This window comes from Microbacterium esteraromaticum, assembly GCF_016907315.1.
GTDB lineage: Bacteria > Actinomycetota > Actinomycetes > Actinomycetales > Microbacteriaceae > Microbacterium > Microbacterium esteraromaticum.
Genome location: NZ_JAFBBS010000001.1, coordinates 194,547 through 220,899, shown reverse-complemented (window position 1 = coordinate 220,899; position 26,353 = coordinate 194,547). Strand labels below are relative to the sequence as shown.

The window sequence follows — 26,353 nt, the reverse complement described above, 5'->3', positions numbered from 1 at the left end:
CGCCGCCCCGGGCCCGGACACGCCTCGTAGCATGGACACATGCCGTCACCTGCAGACCTCTTCGAGTTGGTCCCCGGTGCGCCGGACGTGCCGACCGGCCTGCCTCTGGTCATCCTGCTCACCGGCTTCACCGACGCGGGCAGCGCGGTCGCCGGTCTCATCGACCACCTGAACGCCACCACTGATCCGACTCCGCTCGCCGTGTTCGACAGCGACGCGCTGCTGGACTACCGCGCCAGGCGCCCGATCGTGCTGTTCGACCAGGACCACCTCACCGAATACCGGCCGTCACGGCTCGAGCTCTCGATCGCGCATGACGCGCTCGGGCAGCAGTTCCTGCTGCTGTCGGGCTACGAGCCGGACTTCGCGTGGAACGCCTTCGCCGGTGCAGTCGTCGATTTCGTCGAGGCCTTCCAGGTGTCGACCGTGACCTGGGTGCACTCGATCGCGATGCCCGTTCCCCACACCCGCCCGCTCGGTGTGACGGTCAGCGGAAATCGCCGCGATCTCACGGCGGTGCACTCCGTGTGGCGCCCCCGTACGCAGGTGCCTGCGACCGCGGCGCACCTGCTCGAGTTCCGACTTATAGAGAGCGACGTGCGGGTCGCGGGGTTCGTGCTGCTCGTGCCTCACTATCTCGCGGACACCGAGTATCCCGACACGGTCGTCACCGCGGCCGACAAGCTGATGGCGGGCACCGGGCTGGTCCTGCGCATGGATGCCGTCCACGAGCGCGGCGAGGAGTTCCACGCGCGCGTCACCGAGCAGGTGCAGGGCAGTGAGGAGCTGATGCAGATGCTGCGTGGGCTCGAGCAGCGTTACGACGCCTACATGGCCGGGCGCGAGGACTCAGGAGAAGAGGCCGGATTCGACGAGCGCGATCTGCCGAGCGCCGACGAGCTCGCCGCCGAGCTGGAGCGCTATCTCGCGACGCGGCGTCCGGGCGACGACGACAAGCAGCGCTGAGCCGACGCGCGGATCGGGCGAAGAGGAGCAACCCATCGCCGGTGTGTGTGATAATGGATGTCTGACCCGTTGTCAACAGACATTCCTCGCGAATGGACTTGACAAGGGTCTTACTAGTGTCCGAAATGGCTCGGAGCGTGTGCACCGCTCCGTGAAAGGCGAAACGTGACTCCTGCCACGAGCAAGAACTCCCGGACGACCAAGACGAAGACCGCTGTCGAGACCGAGTCCGCCGAGGTCGAGACGGTCGACGCCGCCGAGGCGGCGCCCAAGAAGGCGACGAAGGCGGCCGCAAAGGCTCCGGCGAAGAAGGCGCCCGCCCGTCGCACGGCGAAGAAGAAGGACGATGAGTCCGCCGAGGTCGAAGACGAGGCCGTCGAGACCGAGGAAGCCGACGAGGAGGAGGGCGACAAGAAGCCCGCCTTCACCGAGCCGCTTCCGACCGGCGCGATCGTCCTCACGTCGAAGGATGAGGACGACGTCCCCGTCTACTCGACGCAGATCACCGGTGCCACGGCGGACCCGGTCAAGGACTACCTGAAGCAGATCGGAAAGGTCGCTCTGCTGAACGCGGCCGAAGAGGTCGAGCTCGCAATGCGCATCGAGGCGGGTCTCTTCGCCGAGGAGAAGCTGTCGACGATGTCGGCGGCCGAGAAGTCGAGTCAGCTCGGACTCGACCTGCAGTGGGTCGCACGCGACGGTCAGCGCGCGAAGAGCCACCTGCTGGGCGCGAACCTGCGTCTCGTCGTCTCGCTGGCGAAGCGCTACACCGGGCGTGGCATGCAGTTCCTGGACCTGATCCAGGAGGGCAACCTGGGTCTCATCCGCGCGGTCGAGAAGTTCGACTACACCAAGGGCTTCAAGTTCTCGACGTACGCCACCTGGTGGATCCGTCAGGCGATCACCCGCGCCATGGCCGACCAGGCGCGCACCATCCGCATCCCCGTGCACATGGTCGAGGTCATCAACAAGCTCGCCCGAGTGCAGCGCCAGATGCTGCAGGACCTGGGCCGCGAGCCCACGCCCGAGGAGCTCTCGCGTGAGCTCGACATGACCCCTGAGAAGGTCGTGGAGGTGCAGAAGTACGGTCGCGAGCCGATCTCGCTGCACACCCCGCTCGGCGAGGACGGCGACAGCGAGTTCGGTGACCTCATCGAGGACACCGAAGCCGTGGTTCCTGCCGACGCCGTCGGCTTCACCATGCTGCAGCGTCAGCTCGAGCAGCTGCTCGACTCGCTGTCCGAGCGCGAGGCCGGCGTGATCCGGATGCGCTTCGGGCTCGGCGACGGTCAGCCGAAGACCCTCGACCAGATCGGCGACACGTTCGGCGTCACGCGCGAGCGCATCCGCCAGATCGAGTCGAAGACGATGGCGAAGCTGCGTCACCCGAGCCGTTCGCAGTCGCTGCGGGACTACCTCGAATGATGTCAGAGGCCAACGAGGGCAAGGCCCTCACCGTCGAGGTCGGGGGCACGTCGTACCAGCGCATCCCGATCCGCACCCGGGTGGTCATGCCGGGCGACTCTCTCGAGGAGTTCATCCGCGAGTACGCGCCGGAGCACCTGCGCGCCGGAGACATCCTCTTCGTCACCGAGAAGATCGTCGCGATCACGCAGGGGCGGTCGTTCCGCCTCGACGAGATCCACCCGCGCCCACTGGCCCGCTTCCTGTCGAAGTACGTCACGCGAACGCCGTACGGCATCGGGCTCGGCATGCCCGAGACCATGGAGATGGCGCTGCGCGAGTGCGGCACTCCGCGCATCCTGTTCGCCGCCGCGGTCTCGGCCGTGACGAAGGCGCTCGGTCGCAAGGGCGATTTCTACCGGATCGCCGGCGACAAGGCCCGGGCCATCGACGGACCCACCTCCGGCACCATCCCGCCGTACAACAAGGCAGTGGTGCTCGGGCCGGAGAAGCCTCAGCAGGTGGCTCGCACCCTCCAGAGGCTCGTCGGCATCGAGGGTGTGGACGTCGCGGTCGTCGACATCAATGACATCGGCGGCAACATCCTCGGCTCGACGCTCGATCGTGCGGGCGAGCAGCGTCTCGTCGAGATCCTGAGCGACAACCCTCTCGGTCAGGGACACCAGTCGACGCCCCTCGGAGTCATCCGCCGCGCCTGAGACTCAGGCGGCACAGAGATATGAGAAAGGCCCGGGCATCAGCCCGGGCCTTTCTCATATGTCAGTGGCCGATCGCGGCGCGATATCGAGGGCGGTGGCCGGTGCGGATGCCCGACACAGACGGCTTGTTCTCGTAGACGCCGGCGCCCCAGTTTCCCTCCACGAGCACGGGGCCGTTCGGAGTGATGACGAAGTCCCAGCCGACGTACTGCACCTGAGGCACGACGCGCGCGACCTCGTCGACGAATGTGCGCAGCTGATCCATCAGCGGCAGCTGGAAGTCGGCTATGCGGAAGCCCGAGTCGGGGTGGTCGACATGCACGTGACCGTGCGAGTCATAGCCTGCGGAGCGGGCGTGACCGTCGTCGTCGAGCATGGTGTAGAACCCGCCGAAGCTCATCTGGTCGCTGACCTCGCCGCGGCCGAACTTCTGGGCGATCGCGAGGATGTGCGTCTGACTGCCATCGAAGAATGCGGTCACGCGCGTGGTGTTGACCGTGCCCGGGCAGACGGCGGCGAGGTCTGCGTGCTGCACGATGACCTCCTCGAGCAGCAGCTCGCCGCGCTCGAGGCGCTCGCGGTGGAACGCCTTCCAGTCGGTGACGTCGGCGGAGTGGTAGCGCCGCACGCCGCTGCCTGCCTGGCCCATGGGCGTCTTGGCGATGATGGTTCCGTGCTTCGAGACGAACTGCTCGACCGCATCGGCGTTCGACTCGTCGACGATCATCCACTCGCGGCGCAGGTAGGCGTCGAAGACCTTGTTGAACTCGATCTTGTCGTGGAAGAAGTGCCGGTACTCGGGGGCATCGAAGCGCTGCGAGTACTGGTTCGAGATCGGGTGGGTCATATATGTCTCGCGCTCGGCCTTCGACAGGATCGCGAAGTCGAAGTCGACGTAGTCCTGGAAGCCGACATTGTGTCTCGCGGCGCTCCAGATCATGTCCGCGACGACGGCAGGCACCGGCTTGCCGTGCTCGGCGCGCACCTCCTTCGCGCGGGTGAAGACGGACCCGACGTCGATTCGGGTGGCGCGCTGAACGAGGTAACGAAGGCGGGGGGCGAGGCCCAGGCCCTTGGCTGGCATGCACATCTCCAGTCGGTGTCGGAAGATTCCAGTCTACGTGCGAGCGGTACTGTGGAAGTGTGAGCCCGACCGCCAGCAGCAGTCTTCCGCGCGCTCTGGTGTCGAAGAAGGCTCTTCGGTCCGGGGCCGAGGCCGTGCTGGCGCAGGGCGGGTCGGTGTTCGACCTGAGGGCGGATGCCTGGGGCCACGGCGTGGCCGAGGTCGCTCGCATCGTTCTCGACGCCGGTGCCTCCGCCGTACTCGTCGACGAGGTCGACCTGGCGCCTCTGACGGCGCTCGGGATGCAGGCCTCGTGCAACACGTCGCCCGACGCGGACTCGAGCATCCTGTTCGGTCTGCCTGGTTCCGGAGTGCGACCAGCGCTGCGCCTCACGGGCGCTGTGCTCTCCACCAAGCCCCTCGAGGTCGGTGACGGAGTTTCATACGGCTACCTGTACCGCGCCTCGCGGAGGACGCGAGTCGCGCTCGTCACGGGCGGGTACGCGCAGGGCGTCGTGCGCTCACTGGGCAACCGCGCCCACGTCGAGATCCGCGGAGACCTGCATCCGGTCGTCGGACGCGTCGCGATGGACGTGTGCGTGGTCGAGATCGGCGATGCGCTGATCGAGGAGGGTGACGAGGTCATCTACTTCGGCGGAGACGGACCGGCCGCGCAGCACCTCGCCGAATGGAGCAGCATCACCGGTCTCGCCGCGGCCGAGCTGGTCACCGTCGTCGGCATGAACGCGCGAAGGGAGCACGTCTCATGAACTCCGTTCCCGAGCTCACGATCTCGCGGTCTGCGCTGCGTTCGAACATCGCCGCTGTCGCTGCGCATGTCGCGCCGAGCGAGGTGATGCTCGTCGTGAAGGACGATGCGTACCGTCATGGTCTCGACTTGGTCGTGCAGACCGCTGATGACGTGCGCTGGTTCGGCTCGTACGACGTGGCCACCGCGCTGCGCATCCGCGCGCTGCGAGGTGATGCGCGCGTGTTCGCCTGGGCGATCGCGTCCGGTGAGGAGGTCGCCTCGGCGATCTCGGCCGACGTCGACCTCGGTGTCGGCACCGTCGGGTACCTGCAGCGCGTGATCGAGACGGCCGCCCGCCTCGGCCGGACCGCGCGCGTGCATCTCAAGATCGACACCGGGCTGCACCGCAACGGTGTGCGACCCGAGGAGTGGTCCGGTTTCGTGAAGACGGCCATGAAGGCGCAGCAGCGCTCCGATATTCATGTCGTGGGGGTCTGGAGTCACCTGAGCGAGGCCAGCGATGCCGACGACGATGACTCCGCGGCCGTCTTCCGCGCAGCGACGGCCGAACTCCGCGACGCCGGTGCCGAGCTCGAAGCCGAGCATCTGACCGCATCTGCGGCGTCCTGGTGGCGTCCGGAGCTCCGCGGGACTCTCAGCCGCATCGGGGCGTTCTGCTACGGCATCCGCTCGGGCGACGGCCCGCAGATCCCCGGCGTCGTGCCCATCGCCGCCCTCACCGCATCAGTCGACCGAGTGGAAGCTGATCGTGTCGAAGTCGGCCTCGGCGCGCTGCACGGCCTGCCTTCCACCCTCGTCGGCCAGGTCGTGTCGACGCCGGGGGGCCTGCGACGCATCCTGCACATAGGCGCGCACAGCAGCGTCGTGGAGAGCTGGGATGCCCCCGAGGTCGGCGATCGCGTGCGGATCTACGGCGCCGGCGAGCATGGCGAAGCCGACGTCACCGCCCTCGGCGAGCGCATCGGCTCGATCGGCGAGGAGATCGCGCTGCGATTGTCGCCGCGCGTGCGGCGCGTCGTCGTCGACTGACGCGCCCGCGCTCGGTGCTGAGTCCGCTCAGGCCTCGATGAGGCGGGCGGTCTCGTCGTGCCACGAGGTGGCGACGGCGCGCAGCTTCTCCTCGTACTTGCGTCCGTGGTGCGCGCAGAACAGCATCTCGGTGCCGTTGACCTCGGCGGCGATGTACGCCTGCGCTCCACAGGAGTCGCAGCGGTCCATCGCAGTGAGGCGGTACTCGACAGTCTCGCGCTCAGTCGTAGCGTTCATCTCGGTGCCTCCTCAGCGATCAGATCCTTTGAGATCGTGCTCAATACAACCACGCGCTGCCTGTGCGCATGCCCGTATCGCGGCGTGTTTCGCTGTGCGCGTACGCATGCCGTCCGCACTTGCGCCGCCGGGAGTGTCGTGGAGCGGGCGCGTCGGTGCGCCGAAATAGAATCGATCATTGTGACTGCCGAGTATTCCGCCCACCATCTCCAGGTTCTCGAGGGCCTCGAGGCCGTGCGCAAGCGCCCCGGCATGTACATCGGGTCGAACGGCTCGCCTGGTCTCATGCACTGCCTGTGGGAGATCATCGACAACTCCGTCGATGAGGCAGTCGCGGGCAATGGCTCGAAGATCGACATCACTCTGCATGACGACGGCAGCGTCGAGGTCGCCGATCGGGGCCGAGGCGTGCCCGTCGACGTCGAGCCTCGCACCGGCCTCACCGGCGTCGAGGTCGTCTACACGAAGCTGCACGCCGGAGGGAAGTTCGGCGGTGGATCGTACGCGGCCTCCGGCGGCCTGCACGGTGTCGGCGCTTCCGTGGTGAACGCGCTGTCGGAGCGTCTCGACGTCGAGGTCGATCGCGGCGGCAAGACCTACGCGATGTCGTTCCACCGTGGCGAGCCCGGTGTGTTCGCCGACGACGGCAACCCTCGTCCGGATGCCCCGTTCACCCCGTTCGAGCAGCGCAGCGAGCTGCGCGTCGTCGGCAAGGTCGCGAAGGGCGTCACCGGAACCCGGGTGCGCTACTGGGCCGACCGCCAGATCTTCACGAAGGACGCGGCGTTCCAGCTCTCCGAGCTCGAGACGCGCGCGCGCCAGACCGCTTTCCTCGTACCAGGACTCGAGCTTCAGATCCGTGACGAGCGCCCGCTCTCGACGCCGTCTCCCGAAGGAGATGCACCCGCGCAGCCGCGCATCACCTCGTATCTCTACGAGGGGGGCATCTCGGAGTTCGTCGAGTTCCTCGCATCCGATGCACCGGTGACCGACACCTGGAGGATCCAGGGCAGCGGCCGGTTCACCGAGACCGTTCCCGTGCTGCAGCCCGACGGCCACATGAAGGCGACCGAGGTCGAACGCGAGTGCGAGGTCGATGTGGCGCTGCGCTGGGGCACCGGCTACGACACGACGGTCCGCTCGTTCGTCAACATCATCGCAACACCCAAGGGCGGTACGCATCAGCAGGGCTTCGAGCAGGAGCTGCTGAAGACGCTGCGCGCCCAGGTCGAGCAGAACGCCCGCCGTCTGAAAGTAGGCAACGACAAGCTCGAGAAGGATGACGTGCTCGCCGGTCTGACCGCCGTGCTCACCGTCACCGTCCCCGAACCGCAGTTCGAAGGGCAGACGAAAGAGGTGCTCGGCACACCCGCCGTCCGCACGATCGTCGCCCAGGTGGTGCGCAAGCAGCTCGCCGAGCGCTTCGCGTCGACCCGACGGGACGACAAGAACCAGGCGTCGATGCTGCTCGACAAGATCGTCTCCGAGATGAAGGCGCGTGTCTCTGCTCGTGCGCACAAGGAGACGCAGCGCCGCAAGACCGCGCTCGAATCGTCGTCGCTGCCGGCGAAGCTCGTCGACTGCAGGTCGAACGACGTCGAGCACAGCGAGCTGTTCATCGTCGAGGGCGACTCGGCGCTCGGCACCGCCCGTCACGCGCGCAACAGCGAGTTCCAGGCACTGCTGCCGATCCGCGGCAAGATCCTGAACGTGCAGAAGGCATCGATCAGCGACATGCTCGGCAACGCCGAGTGCGCCGCGATCATCACCACGATCGGGGCCGGCTCCGGCCGCTCGTTCGACATCAGCGCTGCACGCTACGGCAAGGTCATTCTCATGAGCGATGCCGATGTCGACGGGGCGCACATCAGGACCCTGCTGCTCACCCTCTTCTTCCGCTACATGCGGCCGCTCGTCGAAGCCGGACGCGTGTACTCCGCTGTGCCGCCGCTGCATCGCGTGATCGTGATGAATCCCGGCTCGAAGCCGAACGAGACCATCTACACCTACTCCGAGGCCGAGCTGCACACGCTGCTGGCGAAGCTGCAGAAGTCCGGCAAGCGCTGGCAGGATCCGATCCAGCGCTACAAGGGCCTGGGCGAGATGGACGCCGATCAGCTCGCGAACACGACCATGGAGAAGTCCGGTCGTCTGCTTCGTCGGGTCACGATCGAGGATGCGGAGTCGGCGGACGCCGCCGTGCGCACCTTCGAGCTCTTGATGGGCAGCGAGGTCGCTCCGCGACGGGAGTTCATCATGAGCTCGAGCGATCGGCTCAGCCGCGAATCCATCGACGCCTGATCCTCAGCACGTCGGACGCCCTCCGGCATGCATGAACAGGCCGGACGGCGCTGAGTGAGAGGCGGCGCGTGTCAGCCGATGACGGTGCCGACCGAGCCGATGACGGCATCCAGCGGCTGGCCCGAGCCGTCGCGCTTCGCACCCGACGGCGGCAGCACGCGCGCGGCGCCGTCTGCGCCGATGGCGCGGGGCTCTACGCCCACCCAGGCGAGACGCAGGCCGTCCTCGCCCTTGAGGAGAGCGTGCGCACGCACTCCTCCCGTGGCACGGCCCTTCGCGGGGAACTCGGCGAATGCCGACACCTTGGCGCGTCCGGCATCCGCCCCCGCGAGAGTTCCCTCGGAACCCGACACCGTGACGACCACGGCGTCTTCGGCTGAGGCCACGACCGTGAACGAGATCACCCGGCCCTTGGCGCTCAGTTTCATACCCGCCATCCCTCCGGCGGGCGCGCCCTGGGGACGCACGTTCGACGCCGGGAAATGCAGCAGCTGCGCATCCGAGGTGACGAACACCAGCTCCGTGTCATCGGGCGCCGGCGCGGCACCCACAACGACGTCCTTCGGCTTCAGCCCGATGATCTCGATCTCGGGACGCACCGCGAGCGACGAGGGGACGATGCGCTTGACCACGCCGTCCTTCGTGCCCAGAGCCAGGGGAGTGTCGTCGTCGAAGCGGATCAGAGCGATGATCCGCTCGGTGCGGTCTGTGATGCCGAGGTAGTCGGAGATGCGAACCCCCGCCCCGAGACCGACCGATGTGGCGGGAACTGCGGGGATGTCGACGGGCGTGAAGCGCACGACGCGGCCGGCGGTGGTGACGGCCCCGATCTCGCTGCGTGTGGTCGTCTCGAGTCGCGCCTGGATCGCATCGTGCTTGCTGCGGCGGGCGGGGGTCGTGATCGTCGCGCCCTGCTCGAGATCGACGCGGACGGCACGGCCCGTGGTCGACAGCAGCAGCGTCGTCGGGGCATCGGCGATCTGCAGATCGGCCGCGGTCTTGGTCGTGCGCGCCTTGGGCGGTGCGGCGTTGAGGAGCAGTGTCCGGCGGTGCGTGCCGAACTGCTCGGCCACGGCGTCGAGCTCCTTCGCGACCTGCGCGCGAACGAGCGCGGGGTCTGCGAGGAGCGTCTCGAGCTCGGCGATCTCCGCGAGCAGCTTGTCGCGCTCGGCCTCGAGCTCGAGGCGCGAGAACTTGGTCAGTCGGCGCAGGCGCAGCTCGAGGATGTACTCGGCCTGCACCTCGTCGAGCTCGAAGACCTGCTGGAGTCTGGCGCGCGCGGTCTCGGAGTCGTCGGAGGAGCGGATGACCTGGATGACCTCGTCGATGTCGAGGATGGCCAGAAGAAGTCCTCGAACCAGGTGCAGGCGCTCGTTGCGCCGGGCAAGGCGGTAGCGGCTGCGACGCGTGACGACCTCGATGCGGTGCTGCAGGTACACCCGCAGCAGCTCCTTGAGCCCGAGAGTGCGAGGCTGACCGTCGACCAGCGCGACGTTGTTGATCGAGAACGAGTCCTCGAGCGGGGTGAATCGGAACAGCTGCTCGAGCACGGCTGCCGGGTCGAATCCGGTCTTCACGGTGATGACGAGACGCAGGCCGTTCTTGCGATCAGTGAGGTCCTGCACATCGCTGATGCCTTGCAGCTTCTTGGCGCCGACGGCGTCCTTGAGCTTCTCTATGACGCGTTCGGGGCCCACCTGATAGGGCAGCTCGGTGACGACGATGCCGGTCTTGCGCGGCCCCAGCGGCTCGATCGAGGTCTTGGCGCGCAGCTTGAAGGCCCCGCGGCCGGTCTCGTACGCGTCTTTGACGCCGTCGAGCCCCATCAGGATGCCGCCGGAAGGGAAGTCGGGCCCCGGCACGAACTCCATGAGCTCGGCGGTCGACGCATCGGGGTTCTCGAGCAGATGGGTGGCTGCGGCGACGACCTCGATGAGGTTGTGCGGGGCCATGTTGGTCGCCATGCCGACGGCGATGCCGCTCGCGCCGTTCACGAGGAGGTTGGGGAACGCCGCGGAGAGCACCGCGGGCTGCTGGAACTGGCCGTCGTAGTTGGGCACGAAGTCGACGACGTCCTCGTCGAGGCTCTCGGTCATCGCGAGCGCCGATGCCGCGAGGCGCGCTTCGGTGTAGCGGGACGCGGCTGGTCCGTCATCGAGCGAGCCGAAGTTGCCGTGACCGTCCACGAGCGGCACTCGCAGGGCGAAGCCCTGTGCGAGACGCACCAGGGCGTCGTAGATCGCGGAGTCGCCGTGAGGATGCAGCTTTCCCATGACCTCACCGACGACGCGGGCGCTCTTCACGTGCCCCCGGTCGGGGCGAAGCCCCATCTCCGCCATCTGATACAGAATGCGTCGCTGCACGGGCTTGAGTCCGTCACGCGCGTCGGGAAGAGCACGCGAGTAGATGACGGAGTAGGCGTACTCGAGGAACGAGCCCTGCATCTCCTGGGACAGGTCGATGTCCTGGATGCGCTCCTGAACGGGCTCGGATGGCGAGGGCTTTGGCATGGACTTCCTGCTGGTCGCTCGGGGCGGGCTCGCGACGGCGCTCGGGCGCGGTGCGTCGGGTCACCTGTGCGAGACTGACCCGGATGCCTCTCATCCTACCGACCAGCCTCGATTCGACGCGGAACATCAGCGGGGTGGCGCCTCAGCTGCTCGCAGCGCTGCGTGGCGGATCCGCGGACCTCGCCCCGGCACGATCCGTCGTCCTCGTGGTGGTGGACGGTCTCGGGGTCGTGCCCCTGCGGGCGCACGCCGGACATGCGCGCACCCTGTCGTCTGCGATGACGAAGAAGGATGTGGCCGGATCCGTCTTCCCGACGACGACGGCCGCCGCGCTCACGACTCTGCTCACCGGGGTCGCGCCGGGTGAGCACGGGCTGGTCGGGTACCGGGTACGGGATCCGCACGGCGACACACTCGTCAACTTGCTCTCCGGCTGGGACGACGACGGCATCGATCCGCTGGAGTGGCAGCAGAGCCCGACCGTGTTCGAACAGGCCGAGGCGGCCGGCCAACCCGCCTTCGCCGTCGGCATCCCGGCGTACAGGGGAAGCGGGTTCTCGCGTGCGACCCTGCGCGGGTCCCGGTTCCACGGGGCACGCAGCCCCGCCGACCGTGTCGAGCTGGCATGGGAGCTGGCCGACGCGAACGACGGCGCCGTCGTGTACTGCTATCTGCCCGAGGTCGACAAGGCGGGCCATCGTCATGGCATCGCCTCCGCCGACTGGGTCGCGGCGCTCGAGGACGTGGACGCCGCGCTGACCCGGCCGGTCCCCGATGGGGTGGGAGTGCTCGTCACCGCAGACCACGGGATGATCGACGTGCCGCACCACCGACAGCTTGTGCTCGACGCGTCGGGAGGGTGGCACGACGGCGTCCGGCACATCGGCGGGGAACCTCGCATGCTGCACGTCTATGCAGAGCCCGATGCGGATCAGCCCGGGATGCTCGTCCGATGGCGGCGCGACCTCGAGGGTTCGGCTGACGTGGTCAGCCGAACGGAGGCGATCGACGCGGGCCTGTTCGGCCCGGTGACATCGGATGCCGTGAGCCAGCGCATCGGGGACATGCTCGTCGTCGCGCGCGGGAACGTCGCCTTCTACGACGCGGAGGCAGAGGACCAGCGCGGGCGGGGAATGATCGGACAGCACGGCGCGCTGACTCCGGAGGAATGGCGAGTGCCATTCATCCGAATGGGAGCCTTCCGCCGCTGATCAGGGCCGTCGCTCACTCGTCTGTGCGTGCTCCGAAGACGATCTCGTCCCAGGAGGGCATGGCGTTGCGTCGCTTGCGGCGGCCGCTGGGCTGCTCGGCAGGCTCCGCCTGCTCGGGAGCGGGCGTGGTCTCGGGCTCCTGCTCTGGCTCGTCGAGGCCGTCGAAGAGCGCGATGGGCGACGGCTCGTCGTCTTCGGCGTCCTCGAAGAGGGGCGCGGACTCACGCTGTCCACGACGGCGACGAAGTGCCTCCAGCAGATCGGCCGTCTCCGAGCTGGTGCGATGCTCGTCTGGTGCGCGTCGTGCGGCTGCATCGTGAGCGGCGGCGCTGGAGTGCTCGACGGTCGACTCCTCCGCCTCGTCCGGCTGCGGGAGCAGCCGAGGTCCGAAGGCGCCCGAGTCGAAGCGGCTGTCGTCCTTGTACGGTGAGACCCGCTCGGCGTCGACCGCTCGCAGGCGGGGGATCAGACCCTCTGGCAGAGACCCCTGACGTGACAGCTGCGTGGCGTCGGCGTTGATGGAGGAGAGAGTGCTGCGGCGTGGATCGAACGCCCAACGCGCATCGTGCGCCACCTCGTTGGCGGTGAACTCGAGCTTGACGGTCCAGCCCGAGTCGTCCTTCCAACTGGCCCAGCGCTCGTCGGAAGCCCCGAGGTCCGCCAGCTTCGCGCGTACCGCCGTGCCGAATGTGGGCTGGGCGTCGGGTTCGACATCGCTGCCGATGAGCACGGGCACGGCGAGTGCCTGGTTGACGATGTGCTCGCGCTCAGCGAGGACGGGACCTTCGAACCGCGCGACGTCGGACTCGCTGACGCCGAGCAGGGCCGCCACCTCGGCGGCAGACAAGCCGGCGCGGATCTGCGCCTGGATGTCGCGCGGGCTCGCAGCCAGCCGCGCGGGTGCTGGGTCGGCCTCGCGGGTCGCTCGACGCACCTCACGGTGCAGGACGTCGTCGATGGGCAGCGCGAAGCGCTGTCCGGACTCGGTCGCGAGGACGAGGACTCCCGCTTCCGTTCCGACAATGGTGACGTTTTCCATGCCAATGCCCCTCTGATGGGTGTGCATTCATGGTGTCACGACCACCCTGATCGGGCGGGGAATATCGCGGGCGCGCCGCGAGTTTCCCCCTGCGGGTCAAGAGGCATTTGCTAAATGGAACGCAGTCGTGCAAACTATGGCCCGCCGATCACCCGAAATCGGATCCCCCCACCCAGACCCACACGCACCACGGAAGTGGAGAATCACCGCATGGCAACCGATTACGACGCCCCTCGCAAGAGCGAAGACGACTCCGAGTCGATCGAAGCCCTCAAGGAGCGCGTGCCGAGCACCCAGTCCGGCGCCGGCGACGTCGAGGACTCCGACAACCCCACGGGTTTCGAGCTCCCCGGCGCTGACCTCTCCGACATGGAGCTCGATGTCGTCGTGCTGCCCGCGCAGCAGGACGAGTTCACCTGCATGAGCTGCTTCCTCGTGAAGCACCGCTCGCAGCTCGACCACGACGGCGCGGACGGCCCCATCTGCAAGGAATGCGCCGCCTGACACCTGACACGCACGCGCCCCGGCCTGATGGCTCGGGGCGCGTTCTGCGTCGTAGGGGAGCGGTCAGCGACTCTCCGCGCAAGCTGTCCGAATCGCGGCAGCGAGACGGTCGGGAGTACGCGATGAGATGGTCCAGCTCTTCACCGGGTCGTCCGGATCCGTGATCGGAACCACGACCACGCCGTCGATGCCTCCCCGCAGAAGATTCCACCCGTCCTTATCGATCGCGTGGGTTCGACGCGCCCTCGCGTCTTCGCCCGAGAAGTGCTCAGCGTCGCCGAGCCAGCGGGCATCTACGTGCGCGCGGCCCGCGTGCAGCACTCCGTCGGCGACGCGGATCCTCGGCGACAGGGCCACGCTCAGAGTCACCAGCGCGAGCGACACCGCGCCGCCGACGACCAGTGCGAGGCTCGGATCGAGCGGGGTCAGCACGAGTGAGACCATCGGCCCGGCGAGGGCGATCGTGACCAGGAGCCACAGCCCGGGGGCCAGTCGCTCGCGGTAGGTCTCACGGGTATCGGGGCGCGTGTTCTGCATTAGCCTCATGGGGTGACTCATTCCGTTGCCGTTCCCATTATCTCCGCGAACGTCCCGTTCTACGCGCACCCCGGTGACGCCGGGGCAGATCTCGTGTCGACCGAGGCCGTGCGTCTCGCGCCAGGCGAGCGCGCGCTGCTCGGCACCGGCGTGCGGATCGCGCTGCCCGAGGGGTTCGCGGCATTCGTCGTGCCGCGCAGCGGGCTCGCAGCCAAGCACGGGATCACGGTCGTGAACTCGCCGGGTACGGTCGATGCGGGCTATCGGGGCGAGATCAAGGTGAGCCTGCTGAACACCGACAGCGCGGAAGCGTACGATGTGGCGGTCGGTGACCGGATCGCACAGCTGATCGTGATGCCCGTCGTGCAGGCCCGTTTCGAGCCGGTCGACGAGCTGCCCGAGAGCGTCCGCGGCGACGGCGGCTTCGGGTCCACCGGCTACACCCAGGGAAAGAGCGAATGACTGAAGAGATCGAACCCACGCTGAAGTCCGCACCGGCCGATCGTGCGACCGCTGGCCCGTTCGACGACAGCGAGGCGAACCCGGTCCGTCCGTACATCGACCTCGGCGGCATCAAGGTGCTGCCCCGCGAGGGGCTGAACCTGCGGCTCGAAGTCGAGGAGCAGAGCAAGAGGATCGTGGCCGTCGGCCTCGACTATGCGGGCTCCTCGCTGCAGGTGCAGCCCTTCGCGGCACCGCGCACCCGCGGCCTGTGGGACGAGACCCGTGTGCAGCTGCGCGATCAGATCCGCACCCAGGGCGGCCGCGTCGAAGAGCGCGAGGGCCCCCTGGGCAAGGAGCTGCTGGCCGAGGTGCCGGCGACGGCCGCTGAGGGCTCGGGAATGCGCCTCGCCCGGTTCGTCGGAGTCGACGGACCGCGATGGTTCCTGCGCGGCGTGATCGGCGGCGATGCGGCATCCGACCCCACCGCGGCCGAGCAGGTCGAGGATCTGTTCCGCTCCATCGTCGTGGTGCGCGGCGGCTCGCCGATGCCCCCGCGTGACCTCATCCCGCTCAAGATGCCCTCCACGCCGGGTTCGGCGTGACCTCGGCCGACGGCCCGGACGACGCTCACCGCGCAGAGGCCGATGCGGGCGACAGGGGCGACGCGGAGCCGACCGCGGCGGAGATGATCGGGGCGGCTCTAGGCGGCGCTGCGCGCAGGGCCGGCCTCACGTCCCAGACCGAGGAGAGTACCCAGACGATCGTCTGGAGTGCGATGGGCGGCTGGCGCGGGATCGTCGAGTCGGTCCTCCCCAGCCTCGCCTTCGTCATCCTCTTCACCATTCAGCCCGAGCCTCTGCTGCTCTCGCTCGGCATGTCGGTCGGCATCGCGGCGGTCTTCACCATCATCCGCCTCGTGCAGAAGTCGCCCCCGTCGGCTGCCGTCGGCGGACTGGTCGCGGCCGCAGCGGCCGCCGGACTCGCACTGTGGACGGGGCGAGGCGCCGACAACTTCGTTCCCGGTCTGATCACCAATGCCCTGTACGGCACGGTGATGGTCGTCGCCGCGCTCGTCGGCTGGTCGATCATCGGCCTCGCCGTCGGCTTCCTGATGGGGGAGGGCACGGCCTGGAGGTCGGACCGCCGCAAGCGCAGGGCGTTCTTCTGGCTCGGGCTGGCCTGGGGAGCCCTCTTCCTGCTGCGGCTCGCGGTGCAGCTGCCCCTGTACCTCACCGATCAGGTGACGCTTCTGGGCACGCTCAAGCTCGTCATGGGACTGCCGCTGTTTGCGCCGATGGTCGCCGTCACCTGGCTCGTAGTACGAGCGCTCTACCGACGCGCCGGGTAGCGGCCCGCGAACTCTTCTTCTGCTAGATTTATCTTGACGTCAAGATAAATTGCTCATTCCCTCGAGCGGTCGCCCGACGCAGACTGGTAAGGCCAACCTTGCTAGCCGTGGCGATCACTCGGCGAGCAAGATGGAAGCGCCTGTCGCGTCCATTCGATCAGAAGGAGACGGATTCGTGTCCACGGTGAACAGCTTCGGTGCCAAGAGCACCCTGACGGTCGGCAGCACCGACTACGAGATCTTCCGCATCGACACGGTCGCGGGTCACGAGAAGCTCCCCTTCGCGCTGAAGGTGCTTCTCGAGAACCAGCTGCGCACCGAGGACGGCGCGAACGTCACCAAGGCGCAGATCGAGGCGCTCGGTTCGTGGGAGCCCAGCGCCGACCCCGACACCGAGATCCAGTTCACGCCCGCGCGTGTGGTCATGCAGGACTTCACCGGTGTGCCCTGCATCGTCGACCTCGCCACGATGCGCGAGGCGGTCACGGCCCTCGGTGGCGACCCCAGCAAGATCAACCCGCTGTCCCCGGCGGAGATGGTGATCGACCACTCGGTCATCGCCGACCTGTTCGGTCGTCCCGACGCCATCGAGCGCAACGTCGAGATCGAGTACCAGCGCAACGGCGAGCGCTACCAGTTCCTGCGCTGGGGCCAGACCGCCTTCGACGACTTCAAGGTCGTGCCCCCTGGCACCGGCATCGTGCACCAGGTGAACATCGAGCACCTCGCGAAGGTCATCTACGACCGCACCGTCGACGGCGTGCTGCGCGCCTACCCCGACACCTGTGTCGGAACGGACTCGCACACGACCATGGTCAACGGACTCGGCGTGCTCGGCTGGGGCGTCGGCGGCATCGAGGCAGAGGCAGCCATGCTCGGCCAGCCCGTGTCGATGCTCATCCCGCGCGTCGTCGGCTTCAAGCTCACCGGTGAGATCCCTGCCGGCGTCACCGCGACCGATGTCGTGCTGACGATCACCGACATGCTCCGCCAGCACGGCGTGGTGGGCAAGTTCGTCGAGTTCTACGGCGCGGGCGTCGCGTCCGTTCCGCTCGCCAACCGCGCGACCATCGGAAACATGTCGCCCGAGTTCGGCTCGACCGCGGCCATGTTCCCCATCGACGACGTCACCCTCGACTACCTGCGGCTCACCGGCCGCGACGAGCACGCCGTCGAGCTCGTGGAGCAGTACGCCAAGGTGCAGGGCCTGTGGCACGACGCCGACAAGGAGCCCTCGTACTCCGAGTACATGGAGCTCGACCTGTCGACCGTTGTCCCCTCGATCGCAGGTCCGAAGCGTCCGCAGGATCGCATCCTGCTCGCCGAGGCAAAGAGCCAGTTCGAGAAGGACATCCTGAACTACACCTCGGTGACCGAGGGCTCGGTCGAGGTCGAGGGCACATTCCCGGCATCCGACCCGGGCAACGCCCCCGGTGTCGAGCGCGAGCACGTGTCCGAAGAGGGCGTCTCGTATCAGCATGAGACCGCGCACGAGCAGAGCATGCTCGCGTCGAGCGGCACCCACGGGGCATCCAACCCGGTCAAGGTGACCACCCCCGACGGGCAGAAGTACATCCTCGACAACGGTGCCGTCACCCTCGCAGCGATCACCTCGTGCACCAACACCTCGAACCCGTCGGTCATGATCGCCGCTGGTCTTCTCGCCCGCAAGGCCCGCGAGAAGGGCCTGAAGCAGAAGCCGTGGGTCAAGACCACGCTCGGGCCCGGCTCGAAGGTCGTCACCGACTACTACGAGAAGTCGGGTCTCGACAAAGACCTCGAGGGTCTCGGCTTCTACACGGTCGGCTACGGCTGCACGATCTGCATCGGAAACTCCGGCCCCCTGATCGAGGAGGTCTCGGCCGCCGTCAATGAGCACGACCTCGCCGTGACCGCTGTGCTCTCGGGCAACCGCAACTTCGAGGGTCGCATCAGCCCCGACGTGAAGATGAACTACCTCGCCAGCCCGCCGCTGGTCGTTGCGTACGCTCTCGCCGGGTCGATGCACTTCGACTTCGAGAGCGATCCGCTGGGTCAGGACGAAGCGGGCAACGACGTCTTCCTCAAGGACATCTGGCCTGCACCCGAAGAGGTGCAGGAGATCATCGACACGTCGATCTCGCGCGACCAGTTCATCAAGCAGTACGCGACCGTCTTCGACGGTGACGAGCGCTGGAAGAACCTGCCGACGCCGACGGGCCCGATCTTCGAGTGGGACGACGCGTCGACCTATGTCCGCAAGGCCCCGTACTTCGACGGCATGGAGCTCACCCCGGCACCTGTCACCGACATCACCGGCGCTCGCGTGCTGGCGACCCTGGGCGATTCGGTCACCACCGACCACATCTCGCCTGCGGGCAACATCAAGGCCGGCACTCCGGCCGCGCAGTACCTCACCGAGCACGGTGTCGAGCAGCGCGACTTCAACTCCTACGGCTCGCGTCGCGGGAACCATGAGGTCATGATCCGCGGCACCTTCGCGAACATCCGCCTGAAGAACGCCCTCGTGAAGGCCGTCAACGACGGCCAGCAGATCGAGGGCGGGTTCACGCGCGACTTCACGCAGGAAGGTGGACCGCAGGCGTACATCTACGACGCTTCGCAGAACTACCAGGACCAGGGCGTGCCGCTGGTGATCTTCGGCGGCAAGGAGTACGGCTCCGGGTCTTCGCGGGACTGGGCGGCGAAGGGCACCAACCTTCTCGGCGTCAAGGCGGTCATCACCGAGAGCTTCGAGCGCATCCACCGCTCGAACCTGATCGGCATGGGCGTCGTCCCGCTGCAGTTCCCCGCCGGCGAGACGTGGGAGACGCTCGGACTCGACGGCACCGAGATCATCTCGATCGAGGGTCTGACGGCGCTCAACGAGGGCGTCACCCCGAAGACCGTCAAGGTGACGGCGACCCCCAGCGAGTTCTCCGCAGAGGGCCGCGAGCCCATCACCTTCGACGCGGTCGTGCGCATCGACACCCCCGGTGAAGCGGATTATTACCGCAACGGCGGCATCCTGCAGTACGTGCTGCGTTCGCTCGTCTGATCGCTCACGACAGGGGCCCGGATGCGTCTGCATCCGGGCCCCTGTCGCATCCCCGGTTAGAATGTTCTGATGCGCACGTCGTCTCCGACGAGCGCTCCATGACGCGGAAGGACGTCCATGCCGATCCTGCCGAGCATCAGCGGCCCCCGAGATCTCGATCGCCTCTCCGACGATGAACTGGTCGAGCTGGCGGCCGAGGTCAGGGCCTTCCTCGTCGAGAACGTGGCACGCACGGGCGGGCACCTCGGACCCAATCTCGGCGTCGTCGAGCTGACGATCGCTCTGCACCGGGTGTTCTCGTCACCCGACGACCCGATCATCTTCGACACCGGTCACCAGTCGTACGTGCACAAGCTGCTGACCGGTCGTCAGGACTTCTCGAACCTCCGTTCGCGCGGCGGGCTCGCCGGCTACCCTCAGCGCTCGGAGAGCGTTCACGATGTCGTCGAGTCGTCGCACGCGTCGAGCTCGCTCAGCTGGGCTGACGGCATCTCCCGCGCCCTGACGGCGACAGGGCGCAGCGACCGTCACGTCGTCGCAGTCGTCGGCGACGGCGCTCTCACGGGAGGGATGACCTGGGAGGCGCTCAACAACATCAGCGACGACAACGAGCGCAACCTTGTGATCGTCGTGAACGACAACGGGCGCTCGTACGCGCCGACGATCGGCGGCATGTCGCGCTACCTCAACCGCGTGCGCACCGCGGGCGTGTACCGCGAGATGCATCGCAAGTCCGACCGGCTCTTCCGAGCGTTCGGGCCGCTGGGGCGTGCCGTGTTCCGTGGCGTTCGAGGCGGGACCCACGGATTCCTGTCGCGATTCACGAACAACGTGGCGCTCTACTCCAACCTCGACATCAAGTACCTCGGCCCGGTGGACGGCCACGACGTCGGAGCGCTGATCGAGACCCTGCAGTTCGCCAAGGACTACGGCGCGCCGGTCATCGTGCACGCGATCACCGAGAAAGGTCGCGGCTATCAGCCTGCACTCGACGACGTGGCCGACCAGTTCCATGCCGTCGGTCGCATCGACCCGAAGACCGGCGGCGCGCTATCATCCTCGTCGGGAATCTCGTGGACCTCGGTGTTCTCCGACGCGCTCGTCGAGATCGGCGGCCGCGACCGCAAGGTGATCGCCATGACGGCCGCCATGCTGCGACCGACGGGACTCGCGGCATTCGCAGAGCGCTACCCCGATCGCGTGTACGACGTCGGCATCGCCGAGCAGCACGCCGTCGCCTCAGCGGCCGGCCTGGCGTTCGGCGGTCTGCACCCCGTCGTCGCGATCTATGCGACGTTCATGAACCGCGCATTCGACCAGGTGCTCATGGACGTCGCGCTGCATCGCGCAGGTGTGACCTTCGTGCTCGACCGCGCCGGCGTGACCGGACCCGACGGCCCGAGCCACCACGGCGTCTGGGACCTCGCCATGCTGCAGATGGTTCCTGGTATCCGCATTGCAGCACCGCGCGACGCTGAACGTCTGCACGAGGCTCTCACCGAGGCGGTCGCGATCGACGACGCGCCGACCGTCATCCGCTACCCGAAGGGCGAGGTTCCGGACACGATGGTCGCCGTAGAGCGCCTGTCGGACGGCACCGACGTGCTCGCCCGCAGCGACGACGAGGACGTGCTCATCGTGGCGATCGGCTCGTTCGCCGAGATGGCGGTCGAGATCGCCCAGCGCCTGCGTGAGCGGGGCATCGGCGCGACCGTCATCGATCCCCGGTGGGCGGTGCCCGTGCAGCCCTCGGTGGTCTCGCTCGCCGCTCGGCATCGCCTGGTGATCACGATCGAGGACGGCATCCGCGTGGGCGGGATCGGCACTCGGGTGCGCCAGGTGCTCCGCGAAGCCGGCATCGACACCGGCGTCGACGAGCTCGGCGTCCCCGATCAGTTCCTCCAGCACGCCTCGCGTGAGCAGATCCTAGAAGATGCCGGCCTCTCGGTCGACAAGATCACGGCCGACATCGTCGCCCAGGTGGGCGGCACGCGCATCCCGGTGGCGAAGGCTCCCGGACAGACCGGGGCGATCGAGCTCCCGCTGAGCGAGAGCCGCTGAACGCCGCTGCCATGGGCAGTGCGGCGCCCCGCCTTCTGCTGGTGATCAACCCGGGCTCAGGCAGAGGCCGGGGAGCGCACGCCGGCGATCGCGCGGCAGAGGCACTGCGCTCCTCCGGGGCGATCGTGCACGCGGTGGTCGGCGAGACCGCCGATCGCGCGCGCGAGTTGGTGATCGACGCGCTGAGGCAGCGGTGGGACGGCATGGTCGTGGTCGGAGGGGACGGCACGCTTTCAGGCATCGTCGACCTGGTGATGGACGCCGCTCTGCCTGTCGCGGTCGTGCCGGCCGGAACGGGCGACGATTTCGCTCGCGCGCTGGGCATCGCCGATGTGCAGCCTCCGGAGGCAGCGATGGCCGTGCTCACGGGCATCCGACGTCCGACCGACCTCGGAACCGCGACCTCGCACGGTCGCACGCGCGTCTTCCTCACCGTGGCCGCGATGGGGTTCGACGCGAAGGTCAGCGAACGCACGAACCGGCTCCGGTGGCCGGGCGGTCGCCTGCGGTATCACGTCGCGCTGGCCATAGAGCTGCTGCGGCTGCGCCCCACCCGGTTCCGGATCGCGATCGACGGTGCGCCCTCGGTGTGCCTGCCAGGCACGCTGTTCGCCGTCGGCAACACATCGAGCTACGGCGGAGGGATGCCGATGTGCATGGGCGCGCGTGCCGATGACGGCCTGCTCGACGCCGTCCACGTCGCGCCGCTCAGCAGATCACGGCTGCTTCGACTCTTCCCGCTGCTGCTGCGCGGCGCCCACCTCACCCGTCCCGAGGTCGATCACGAGCACTGCCGGCGGGTGCACGTATCGGCGCAGGACCTGATGGTCTACGCCGACGGCGAGCGGATCGGGGTGGGGGAGTGCGAGATCGGCATCATCCCCGACGCGCTCGTGGTCATGCTGCCGCGGAGATGACGCCTGCTCAGTTGAGCGCATGCAGGGCGGCGACGCCGGACGATGCGCGGTCGCCGTCTCGCAGTGCGCCCGCGAGCAGATAGCCGTCGGTCAGTGCATCGCCGGTGATCATCACTCGGACGATCTCGACACCGCAGGCATCGCGTACGTCTGCGGAGCACGCTGACAGCACGCGAGTGCTCAGCTCGTCGTTGTGCGGCAGCTCGACCGCGTCGATCCCGCGGACGATGTCCCGAAGCGCCGCGCCCACCATGTTCGACGCGCGTTCTTTCACGTTGACCACGTCGAGCTCGAAGACCCGCAGATCGCGGCCGCTGGGTATCGGGCGCCATTCGAACGACGCGTGCACGCGGTGCTGGCGGCCGTTCGCGCCTGTCATCTCGCGAACGGGAAGATCCGTAGCCCTGCAGCGCACGTCGACGAGCTTGTACCAGTAGAACAGAGGGAACGCGCCGTGGGTACCAGGATGCAGCACGACCACCTCTCCGACGGCACCGCCGCCTCGTGAGGGTCGCCGCTGCGGGCGATTGCGGATGATCGGCTTGCCGTTCCGGGTGCGGATCGCTGCCCAGCCCTCGTCCACCGTCACGACGAACAGCCGCAGCAGGGCAGGCACCACCAGCAGGACGGTGAGGAGCGCGGTGCCCGTCTTCAGCAGGCCCGACATGCCCTTCCCACCCATCATCGTGAGAATCATGTCCATGCCCACCATCGTGCCCCGCTCCAGTCGGGCAGACCGCGGAATCGGGCCGATCGCGGCGGGTGTTCATCCGCTGTTGGCCAGGTGTTCGGCGCCGGCACGACGAGGGGCCGCACCGGAAGGTGCGGCCCCTGTGCATGCGGTCGTCAGCTGTGCGCGACGCCGCGGATCGGCGGGTTGTGGAAGGTGCCGCCGAAAGCCCGCTCAGACGCGCCTTCGCGGTCGAGGTACGGCGACGCGCCACCGTCGATGAAGGGCCAGCCGGCGCCGAGGATCAGGCACAGGTCGATGTCCTCGACCTCCGGCACGACGCCCTCGTCCAGCATGAGGCGGATCTCCTGGGCGAGACCATCCTGCACACGCTGCAGGATGGTCTCGGCGGATGCCGGAGCGCTGCCCACGTGTCCCTTGAGAACCTTCTCGGCGCTCTTGGTCCAGCCGGTGACGCGACCGCCCTTGTCCTTCTCGACAACCGCGTCCAGCTCGGCGAGAGCGTGGAAGTTCTCGTTGGCGTAGAAGCGCTCGGGGAAGTGACGCACCATCGTGTCCTGCACATGTGCGGCGACCTTCCAGCCCACGAGATCGATGAGCTGGAAGGGGCCCATCGGCAGCCCGAGAGGGCCGAAGGCCTTCTCGACATCCGCGACGGGGGTCCCCTCGTAGACGGCGCGCGCCGCCTCTCCCATGACCTTGGCGAGCAGTCGGTTCACGACGAAGCCCGGTGCGTCGGCCGTCAGCACGGCGTTCTTGCCCAGTCCCTTCGCGACGACGAACGCCGTCGACAGAGCCGCCTCGGCCGTGTGCGGAGTCCTCACGATCTCGATCAACGGCATGACCGCGACGGGGTTGAAGAAGTGGAAGCCGACCAGACGTTCGGGATGAGCGAGCTTCGAGCCGATCTCCTCGACCGACAGTGACGACGTGTTCGTCGCGAGGATCGCGTCGTCGGCGATGATCTTCTCGATCTCTCCGAACACCTGCTGCTTGACGCCGACCTCTTCGAACACGGCCTCGATGACGAAGTCGCAGTCGGCATACTGCGCCTTGTCGGTGGTTCCGGTGACGAGCGAGCGCAGCTTGTTGGCGGTGTCGGCGTCGAGACGGCCCTTCGCCTCCAGCTTGCCGATCTCGTCGTGGATGTAGGCCACGCCCTTGTCGACGCGCGCCTGGTCGAGGTCGGTGATGAGCACCGGGACCTGCAGCTTGCGCACGAACAGCAGCGCGAACTGGCTGGCCATGAGGCCTGCGCCGATGATGCCGATCTTGGTGACCTTCTTCGCGAGAGCCTTGTCGGGGGCTCCGACGGGGCGCTTGGCACGCTTCTGGACCAGGTCGAACGCATACATCGATGCCGCGAACTGGTCGCCGGTGACGAGTTCGGCGAGAGCCTCGTCCTCGCGAGCGAAGCCCTCGGCCTTCGTGCCGCTCCTGGCCTTCTCGAGCAGCTCGAGTGCGACGTAGGGCGAGCGGGGCATCGTGCCGATCTTGGACTCGAGCATGCCCCTGGCCATTTTGATCGCGATCGGCCACTTGACCGTGCGCTCGATCTTGCCCGGCTCGTTGCGGCGCTCGACCTTCCTGCCTGCGAGCACCGAGTCCGCCCAGGCGAGCGAGTTCTCGAGGAAGTTGGCCGCCGGGAAGATGGCGTCCATCAGTCCGAGTTCGAAGGCCTGCTGCGGCTTGAGCATGCGGTTCTGCTTGAGCGGGTTCGAGATGACGACCTCGAGGGCCTTCTCGATGCCGATCAGGTTCGGCACCAGGTAGGCGCCACCCCAGCCGGGGATGATGCCGAGGAAGACCTCGGGCAGGGCCAGCGCCGCCGCCGACGCGTCGACGGTGCGGTAGGTGGAGTTCAGCGCGATCTCCATGCCTCCGCCGAGCGCGAGACCGTTGACGAAGGCGAAGGTCGGAACCCCGAGCTCAGACAGCGAGCCGAGCACCTTGTGGCCGAGCTGCGCGATCAGCCGGGCATTGTCCTTCGACCCGAGCCGGCTGATGTCGGAGAGGTCGGCGCCGGCGGCGAGGATGTACTGCTTGCCGGTGATGCCGACGGCCTGGATCTCACCCGCGGCGGCGCGGGCCCTGAGCGAGTCGAGCGTCTCGCCGAGCTCGGTGAGGGTCGCGGGGCCCAGCGTGTTCGGCCGCGTGTGGTCCCGGCCGTTGTCGAGGGTGATGAGGGCGAGCACCTTGCCGGAGGCCAGGCGGATGTCGCGGACGGGGGAGTGGGTGATCACCTCGCCGTCGGCGAGGGCGGAGAGCGGCGTGAAGTCGACGCCGGCGTACTGCTCGTGGATCGTGTCAGCCATCACGCGTCACTTCCTCTTCTTGCCGTCGTAGAACGGGTTCTCCCAGATGACCGAGCCGCCCTGGCCCAGACCCACGCACATGGCGGTGAGGCCGTAGCGAACGTCGGGACGCTCGGCGAACTGCGCGGCGAGCTGGATCATCAGGCGGACTCCGGATGCCGCGAGGGGGTGCCCGAGTGCGATCGCGCCGCCCCACTGGTTGACGCGCGGGTCGTCGTCGGCGATGCCGAAATGGTCGAGCAGCGAGATCACCTGAACGGCGAAGGCCTCGTTGAGCTCGAAGAGCCCGATGTCGGAGATCTCGAGACCGGCCTTCTTCAGGGCCTTCTCGGTCGAGGGGATGGGGCCGATGCCCATGATCTCGGGCTGCACGCCCGCGAAGGCGAACGAGACCATCTTCATCTTCGGGGTGAGGCCGAACTCCTTCACCGCGCCACCGCCTGCGAGCAGCGACATCGTCGCGCCGTCGGTGAGGGGCGAGGAGGTGCCGGCAGTGACGCGTCCGTGCGGTCGGAACGGCGTCTTCAGTGCGGCGAGATCCTCCATCGTGGTCTGCGGGCGGCGGCCCTCGTCCTCGGTAGCCAGGCCCCAGGCGCCATCGGCGCCCTTGACGGCCACCGGCACCAGGTCGGGCTGGATCTTGCCGGCGTCGTACGCGGCCTGCACCTTGTGCTGGCTCAGCATGCCGAAGCGGTCGGAGCGCTCCTTGGTGAGGTGCGGGAAGCGGTCGAAGATGCGCTCAGCGGTGACCCCCATGTTGAGGGCACCGGGATCGACCATCTTCTCCGCGACGAAGCGCGGATTCGGGTCGGCGTTGCCGCCGATCGGGTGGTGGCCCATGTGCTCGACACCGCCGGCGAGAGCGAAGTCGTACATGCCGATGCCGATCGACGCCGCCATCGTGGTGACGCTCGTCATCGCGCCGGCGCACATGCGCTCGACGGCGAGGCCCGGAACCGTCTGAGGAAGCCCGGCGAGAATGGCGACCGACCGGCCGAGGGTCAGACCCTGATCGCCCGTCTGGGAGGTCGCCGCGATGGCGACGTCGTCGATGCGATCGGCCGGCACTGCGGCGTTGCGCTCCATCAGGCCGATGGTCGCCTTCACGGCGAGGTCATCAGCGCGGGTGTTCCAGTACATGCCCTTTTCGCCGGCGCGCCCGAAGGGTGTGCGCACTCCATCGACGAAGTAGACGTCCGAGATCTCGGCCACTCTGCCTCCATAGGTTGGGGTTCGCGTCCAGCCTAG

At 67.9% G+C, this 26,353-nt stretch carries 22 protein-coding genes; 14 read left to right on the top strand and 8 right to left on the bottom strand.

The features are described from left to right. Nucleotides 1-39 precede the first annotated feature (39 nt). The 3 genes from JOE67_RS01095 (at nt 40) to JOE67_RS01085 (ending at nt 3,089) form a co-directional block, all read left to right on the top strand. The gene (locus tag JOE67_RS01095; protein WP_204973719.1) at nt 40-966 is read left to right on the top strand and encodes a proteasome assembly chaperone family protein; all 927 of its coding nucleotides are present in this window, start codon (nt 40-42) and stop codon (nt 964-966) included. A 165-nt stretch (nt 967-1,131) separates the two neighbouring features. Further along, nucleotides 1,132-2,391 carry an RNA polymerase sigma factor gene (locus tag JOE67_RS01090; RefSeq protein WP_204973718.1) on the top strand — a complete coding sequence of 420 codons (1,260 nt, stop codon included), beginning with the start codon at nt 1,132-1,134 and terminating at the stop codon, nt 2,389-2,391. Further along, the gene (locus tag JOE67_RS01085) at nt 2,388-3,089 is read left to right on the top strand and encodes a coenzyme F420-0:L-glutamate ligase (protein WP_204973717.1); all 702 of its coding nucleotides are present in this window, start codon (nt 2,388-2,390) and stop codon (nt 3,087-3,089) included. The genes JOE67_RS01090 and JOE67_RS01085 overlap by 4 nt, the downstream gene beginning before the upstream one ends. A gap of 61 nt (nt 3,090-3,150) precedes the next feature. Here the strand turns inward: JOE67_RS01085 and JOE67_RS01080 are convergent, their stop codons facing one another. Continuing rightward, nucleotides 3,151-4,173, bottom strand: coding sequence for a sugar-transfer associated ATP-grasp domain-containing protein (locus tag JOE67_RS01080; protein WP_204973716.1), 1,023 nt, complete (start codon nt 4,171-4,173; stop codon nt 3,151-3,153). 59 nt (nt 4,174-4,232) lie between these two features. Between JOE67_RS01080 and JOE67_RS01075 the strand changes: the two genes are divergently transcribed. Next, nucleotides 4,233-4,922 carry an alanine racemase gene (locus JOE67_RS01075; RefSeq protein WP_338041449.1) on the top strand — a complete coding sequence of 230 codons (690 nt, stop codon included), beginning with the start codon at nt 4,233-4,235 and terminating at the stop codon, nt 4,920-4,922. Further along, nucleotides 4,919-5,953 carry an alanine racemase gene (locus JOE67_RS01070; protein WP_204973715.1) on the top strand — a complete coding sequence of 345 codons (1,035 nt, stop codon included), beginning with the start codon at nt 4,919-4,921 and terminating at the stop codon, nt 5,951-5,953. The genes JOE67_RS01075 and JOE67_RS01070 overlap by 4 nt, the downstream gene beginning before the upstream one ends. A gap of 27 nt (nt 5,954-5,980) precedes the next feature. Here the strand turns inward: JOE67_RS01070 and JOE67_RS01065 are convergent, their stop codons facing one another. After that, nucleotides 5,981-6,190 carry a DUF7455 domain-containing protein gene (locus JOE67_RS01065; RefSeq protein ID WP_099196012.1) on the bottom strand — a complete coding sequence of 70 codons (210 nt, stop codon included), beginning with the start codon at nt 6,188-6,190 and terminating at the stop codon, nt 5,981-5,983. A gap of 180 nt (nt 6,191-6,370) precedes the next feature. Here JOE67_RS01065 and JOE67_RS01060 point away from each other — a divergent pair, with 180 nt between their 5' ends. Further along, nucleotides 6,371-8,491, top strand: coding sequence for a DNA gyrase subunit B (locus JOE67_RS01060; protein ID WP_204973714.1), 2,121 nt, complete (start codon nt 6,371-6,373; stop codon nt 8,489-8,491). Nucleotides 8,492-8,562: 71 nt separating this feature from the next. On the opposite strand, the gene JOE67_RS01055 is transcribed toward JOE67_RS01060, so the two are convergent. After that, the gene (locus tag JOE67_RS01055) at nt 8,563-11,001 is read right to left on the bottom strand and encodes a DNA gyrase/topoisomerase IV subunit A (protein ID WP_204973713.1); all 2,439 of its coding nucleotides are present in this window, start codon (nt 10,999-11,001) and stop codon (nt 8,563-8,565) included. 83 nt (nt 11,002-11,084) lie between these two features. Here JOE67_RS01055 and JOE67_RS01050 point away from each other — a divergent pair, with 83 nt between their 5' ends. Then, the gene (locus JOE67_RS01050) at nt 11,085-12,212 is read left to right on the top strand and encodes an alkaline phosphatase family protein (protein WP_204973712.1); all 1,128 of its coding nucleotides are present in this window, start codon (nt 11,085-11,087) and stop codon (nt 12,210-12,212) included. Nucleotides 12,213-12,225: 13 nt separating this feature from the next. On the opposite strand, the gene sepH is transcribed toward JOE67_RS01050, so the two are convergent. After that, nucleotides 12,226-13,251: a septation protein SepH gene (sepH, locus tag JOE67_RS01045; protein WP_204973711.1), complete on the bottom strand. Its 1,026-nt coding sequence runs from the start codon at nt 13,249-13,251 to the stop codon at nt 12,226-12,228. Nucleotides 13,252-13,461: 210 nt separating this feature from the next. On the opposite strand from sepH, the gene JOE67_RS01040 reads away from it, so the two are divergent. Continuing rightward, nucleotides 13,462-13,755, top strand: coding sequence for a DUF4193 domain-containing protein (locus tag JOE67_RS01040; protein ID WP_071640407.1), 294 nt, complete (start codon nt 13,462-13,464; stop codon nt 13,753-13,755). 63 nt (nt 13,756-13,818) lie between these two features. Here JOE67_RS01040 and JOE67_RS01035 read toward each other — a convergent pair whose 3' ends face one another. Beyond that, nucleotides 13,819-14,301 (bottom strand): DUF3093 domain-containing protein, encoded by a 483-nt coding sequence (locus tag JOE67_RS01035; protein WP_239527936.1) that lies wholly within the window; start codon nt 14,299-14,301, stop codon nt 13,819-13,821. A 3-nt stretch (nt 14,302-14,304) separates the two neighbouring features. On the opposite strand from JOE67_RS01035, the gene dut reads away from it, so the two are divergent. The 6 genes from dut (at nt 14,305) to JOE67_RS01005 (ending at nt 22,099) form a co-directional block, all read left to right on the top strand. Continuing rightward, nucleotides 14,305-14,754, top strand: a complete 450-nt coding sequence (dut, locus tag JOE67_RS01030) for a dUTP diphosphatase (RefSeq protein WP_204973710.1) — start codon at nt 14,305-14,307, stop codon at nt 14,752-14,754. Further along, nucleotides 14,751-15,338 carry a DUF3710 domain-containing protein gene (locus JOE67_RS01025; protein ID WP_204973709.1) on the top strand — a complete coding sequence of 196 codons (588 nt, stop codon included), beginning with the start codon at nt 14,751-14,753 and terminating at the stop codon, nt 15,336-15,338. Before dut ends, JOE67_RS01025 begins: the two co-directional genes overlap by 4 nt. Before the next feature lie 83 nt (nt 15,339-15,421). Next, nucleotides 15,422-16,084, top strand: coding sequence for a DUF3159 domain-containing protein (locus tag JOE67_RS01020; protein WP_204976565.1), 663 nt, complete (start codon nt 15,422-15,424; stop codon nt 16,082-16,084). Between the two features lie 175 nt (nt 16,085-16,259). Further along, complete coding sequence (locus tag JOE67_RS01015; protein WP_338041448.1) at nt 16,260-19,121, top strand: aconitate hydratase; 2,862 nt, start codon at nt 16,260-16,262, stop codon at nt 19,119-19,121. Between the two features lie 117 nt (nt 19,122-19,238). Beyond that, nucleotides 19,239-21,182: a 1-deoxy-D-xylulose-5-phosphate synthase gene (gene dxs / locus JOE67_RS01010; protein WP_204973707.1), complete on the top strand. Its 1,944-nt coding sequence runs from the start codon at nt 19,239-19,241 to the stop codon at nt 21,180-21,182. 11 nt (nt 21,183-21,193) lie between these two features. Next, entirely contained in the window at nt 21,194-22,099 is a 906-nt protein-coding gene (locus tag JOE67_RS01005; protein ID WP_204973706.1) for a diacylglycerol/lipid kinase family protein, read from the top strand. 7 nt (nt 22,100-22,106) lie between these two features. On the opposite strand, the gene JOE67_RS01000 is transcribed toward JOE67_RS01005, so the two are convergent. The 3 genes from JOE67_RS01000 to JOE67_RS00990 form a co-directional block, all read right to left on the bottom strand. Next, nucleotides 22,107-22,802 (bottom strand): SPFH domain-containing protein, encoded by a 696-nt coding sequence (locus tag JOE67_RS01000; protein WP_204973705.1) that lies wholly within the window; start codon nt 22,800-22,802, stop codon nt 22,107-22,109. Between the two features lie 143 nt (nt 22,803-22,945). Continuing rightward, nucleotides 22,946-25,105 (bottom strand): 3-hydroxyacyl-CoA dehydrogenase NAD-binding domain-containing protein, encoded by a 2,160-nt coding sequence (locus JOE67_RS00995; protein WP_204976564.1) that lies wholly within the window; start codon nt 25,103-25,105, stop codon nt 22,946-22,948. A gap of 6 nt (nt 25,106-25,111) precedes the next feature. Further along, on the bottom strand, nt 25,112-26,317 hold the full coding sequence (locus JOE67_RS00990; RefSeq protein ID WP_204973704.1) for an acetyl-CoA C-acyltransferase: 1,206 nt from the start codon (nt 26,315-26,317) through the stop codon (nt 25,112-25,114). Between the last annotated feature and the right edge of the window lie 36 nt (nt 26,318-26,353).

Bases quoted from the DNA above. Each gene is read 5' to 3' on its own strand.
- JOE67_RS01095 (WP_204973719.1), top strand. From the start codon at position 40: ATGCCGTCACCTGCAGACCTCTTCGAGTTGGTCCCCGGTGCGCCGGAC.
- JOE67_RS01085 (WP_204973717.1), top strand. From the start codon at position 2,388: ATGATGTCAGAGGCCAACGAGGGCAAGGCCCTCACCGTCGAGGTCGGG.
- JOE67_RS01080 (WP_204973716.1), bottom strand. From the start codon at position 4,173: ATGCCAGCCAAGGGCCTGGGCCTCGCCCCCCGCCTTCGTTACCTCGTT.
- JOE67_RS01070 (WP_204973715.1), top strand. From the start codon at position 4,919: ATGAACTCCGTTCCCGAGCTCACGATCTCGCGGTCTGCGCTGCGTTCG.
- JOE67_RS01065 (WP_099196012.1), bottom strand. From the start codon at position 6,190: ATGAACGCTACGACTGAGCGCGAGACTGTCGAGTACCGCCTCACTGCG.
- JOE67_RS01055 (WP_204973713.1), bottom strand. From the start codon at position 11,001: ATGCCAAAGCCCTCGCCATCCGAGCCCGTTCAGGAGCGCATCCAGGAC.
- JOE67_RS01050 (WP_204973712.1), top strand. From the start codon at position 11,085: ATGCCTCTCATCCTACCGACCAGCCTCGATTCGACGCGGAACATCAGC.
- sepH (WP_204973711.1), bottom strand. From the start codon at position 13,251: ATGGAAAACGTCACCATTGTCGGAACGGAAGCGGGAGTCCTCGTCCTC.
- JOE67_RS01040 (WP_071640407.1), top strand. From the start codon at position 13,462: ATGGCAACCGATTACGACGCCCCTCGCAAGAGCGAAGACGACTCCGAG.
- JOE67_RS01035 (WP_239527936.1), bottom strand. From the start codon at position 14,301: ATGAGGCTAATGCAGAACACGCGCCCCGATACCCGTGAGACCTACCGC.
- JOE67_RS01025 (WP_204973709.1), top strand. From the start codon at position 14,751: ATGACTGAAGAGATCGAACCCACGCTGAAGTCCGCACCGGCCGATCGT.
- JOE67_RS01020 (WP_204976565.1), top strand. From the start codon at position 15,422: ATGATCGGGGCGGCTCTAGGCGGCGCTGCGCGCAGGGCCGGCCTCACG.
- dxs (WP_204973707.1), top strand. From the start codon at position 19,239: ATGCCGATCCTGCCGAGCATCAGCGGCCCCCGAGATCTCGATCGCCTC.
- JOE67_RS01005 (WP_204973706.1), top strand. From the start codon at position 21,194: ATGGGCAGTGCGGCGCCCCGCCTTCTGCTGGTGATCAACCCGGGCTCA.
- JOE67_RS01000 (WP_204973705.1), bottom strand. From the start codon at position 22,802: ATGGACATGATTCTCACGATGATGGGTGGGAAGGGCATGTCGGGCCTG.
- JOE67_RS00995 (WP_204976564.1), bottom strand. From the start codon at position 25,105: ATGGCTGACACGATCCACGAGCAGTACGCCGGCGTCGACTTCACGCCG.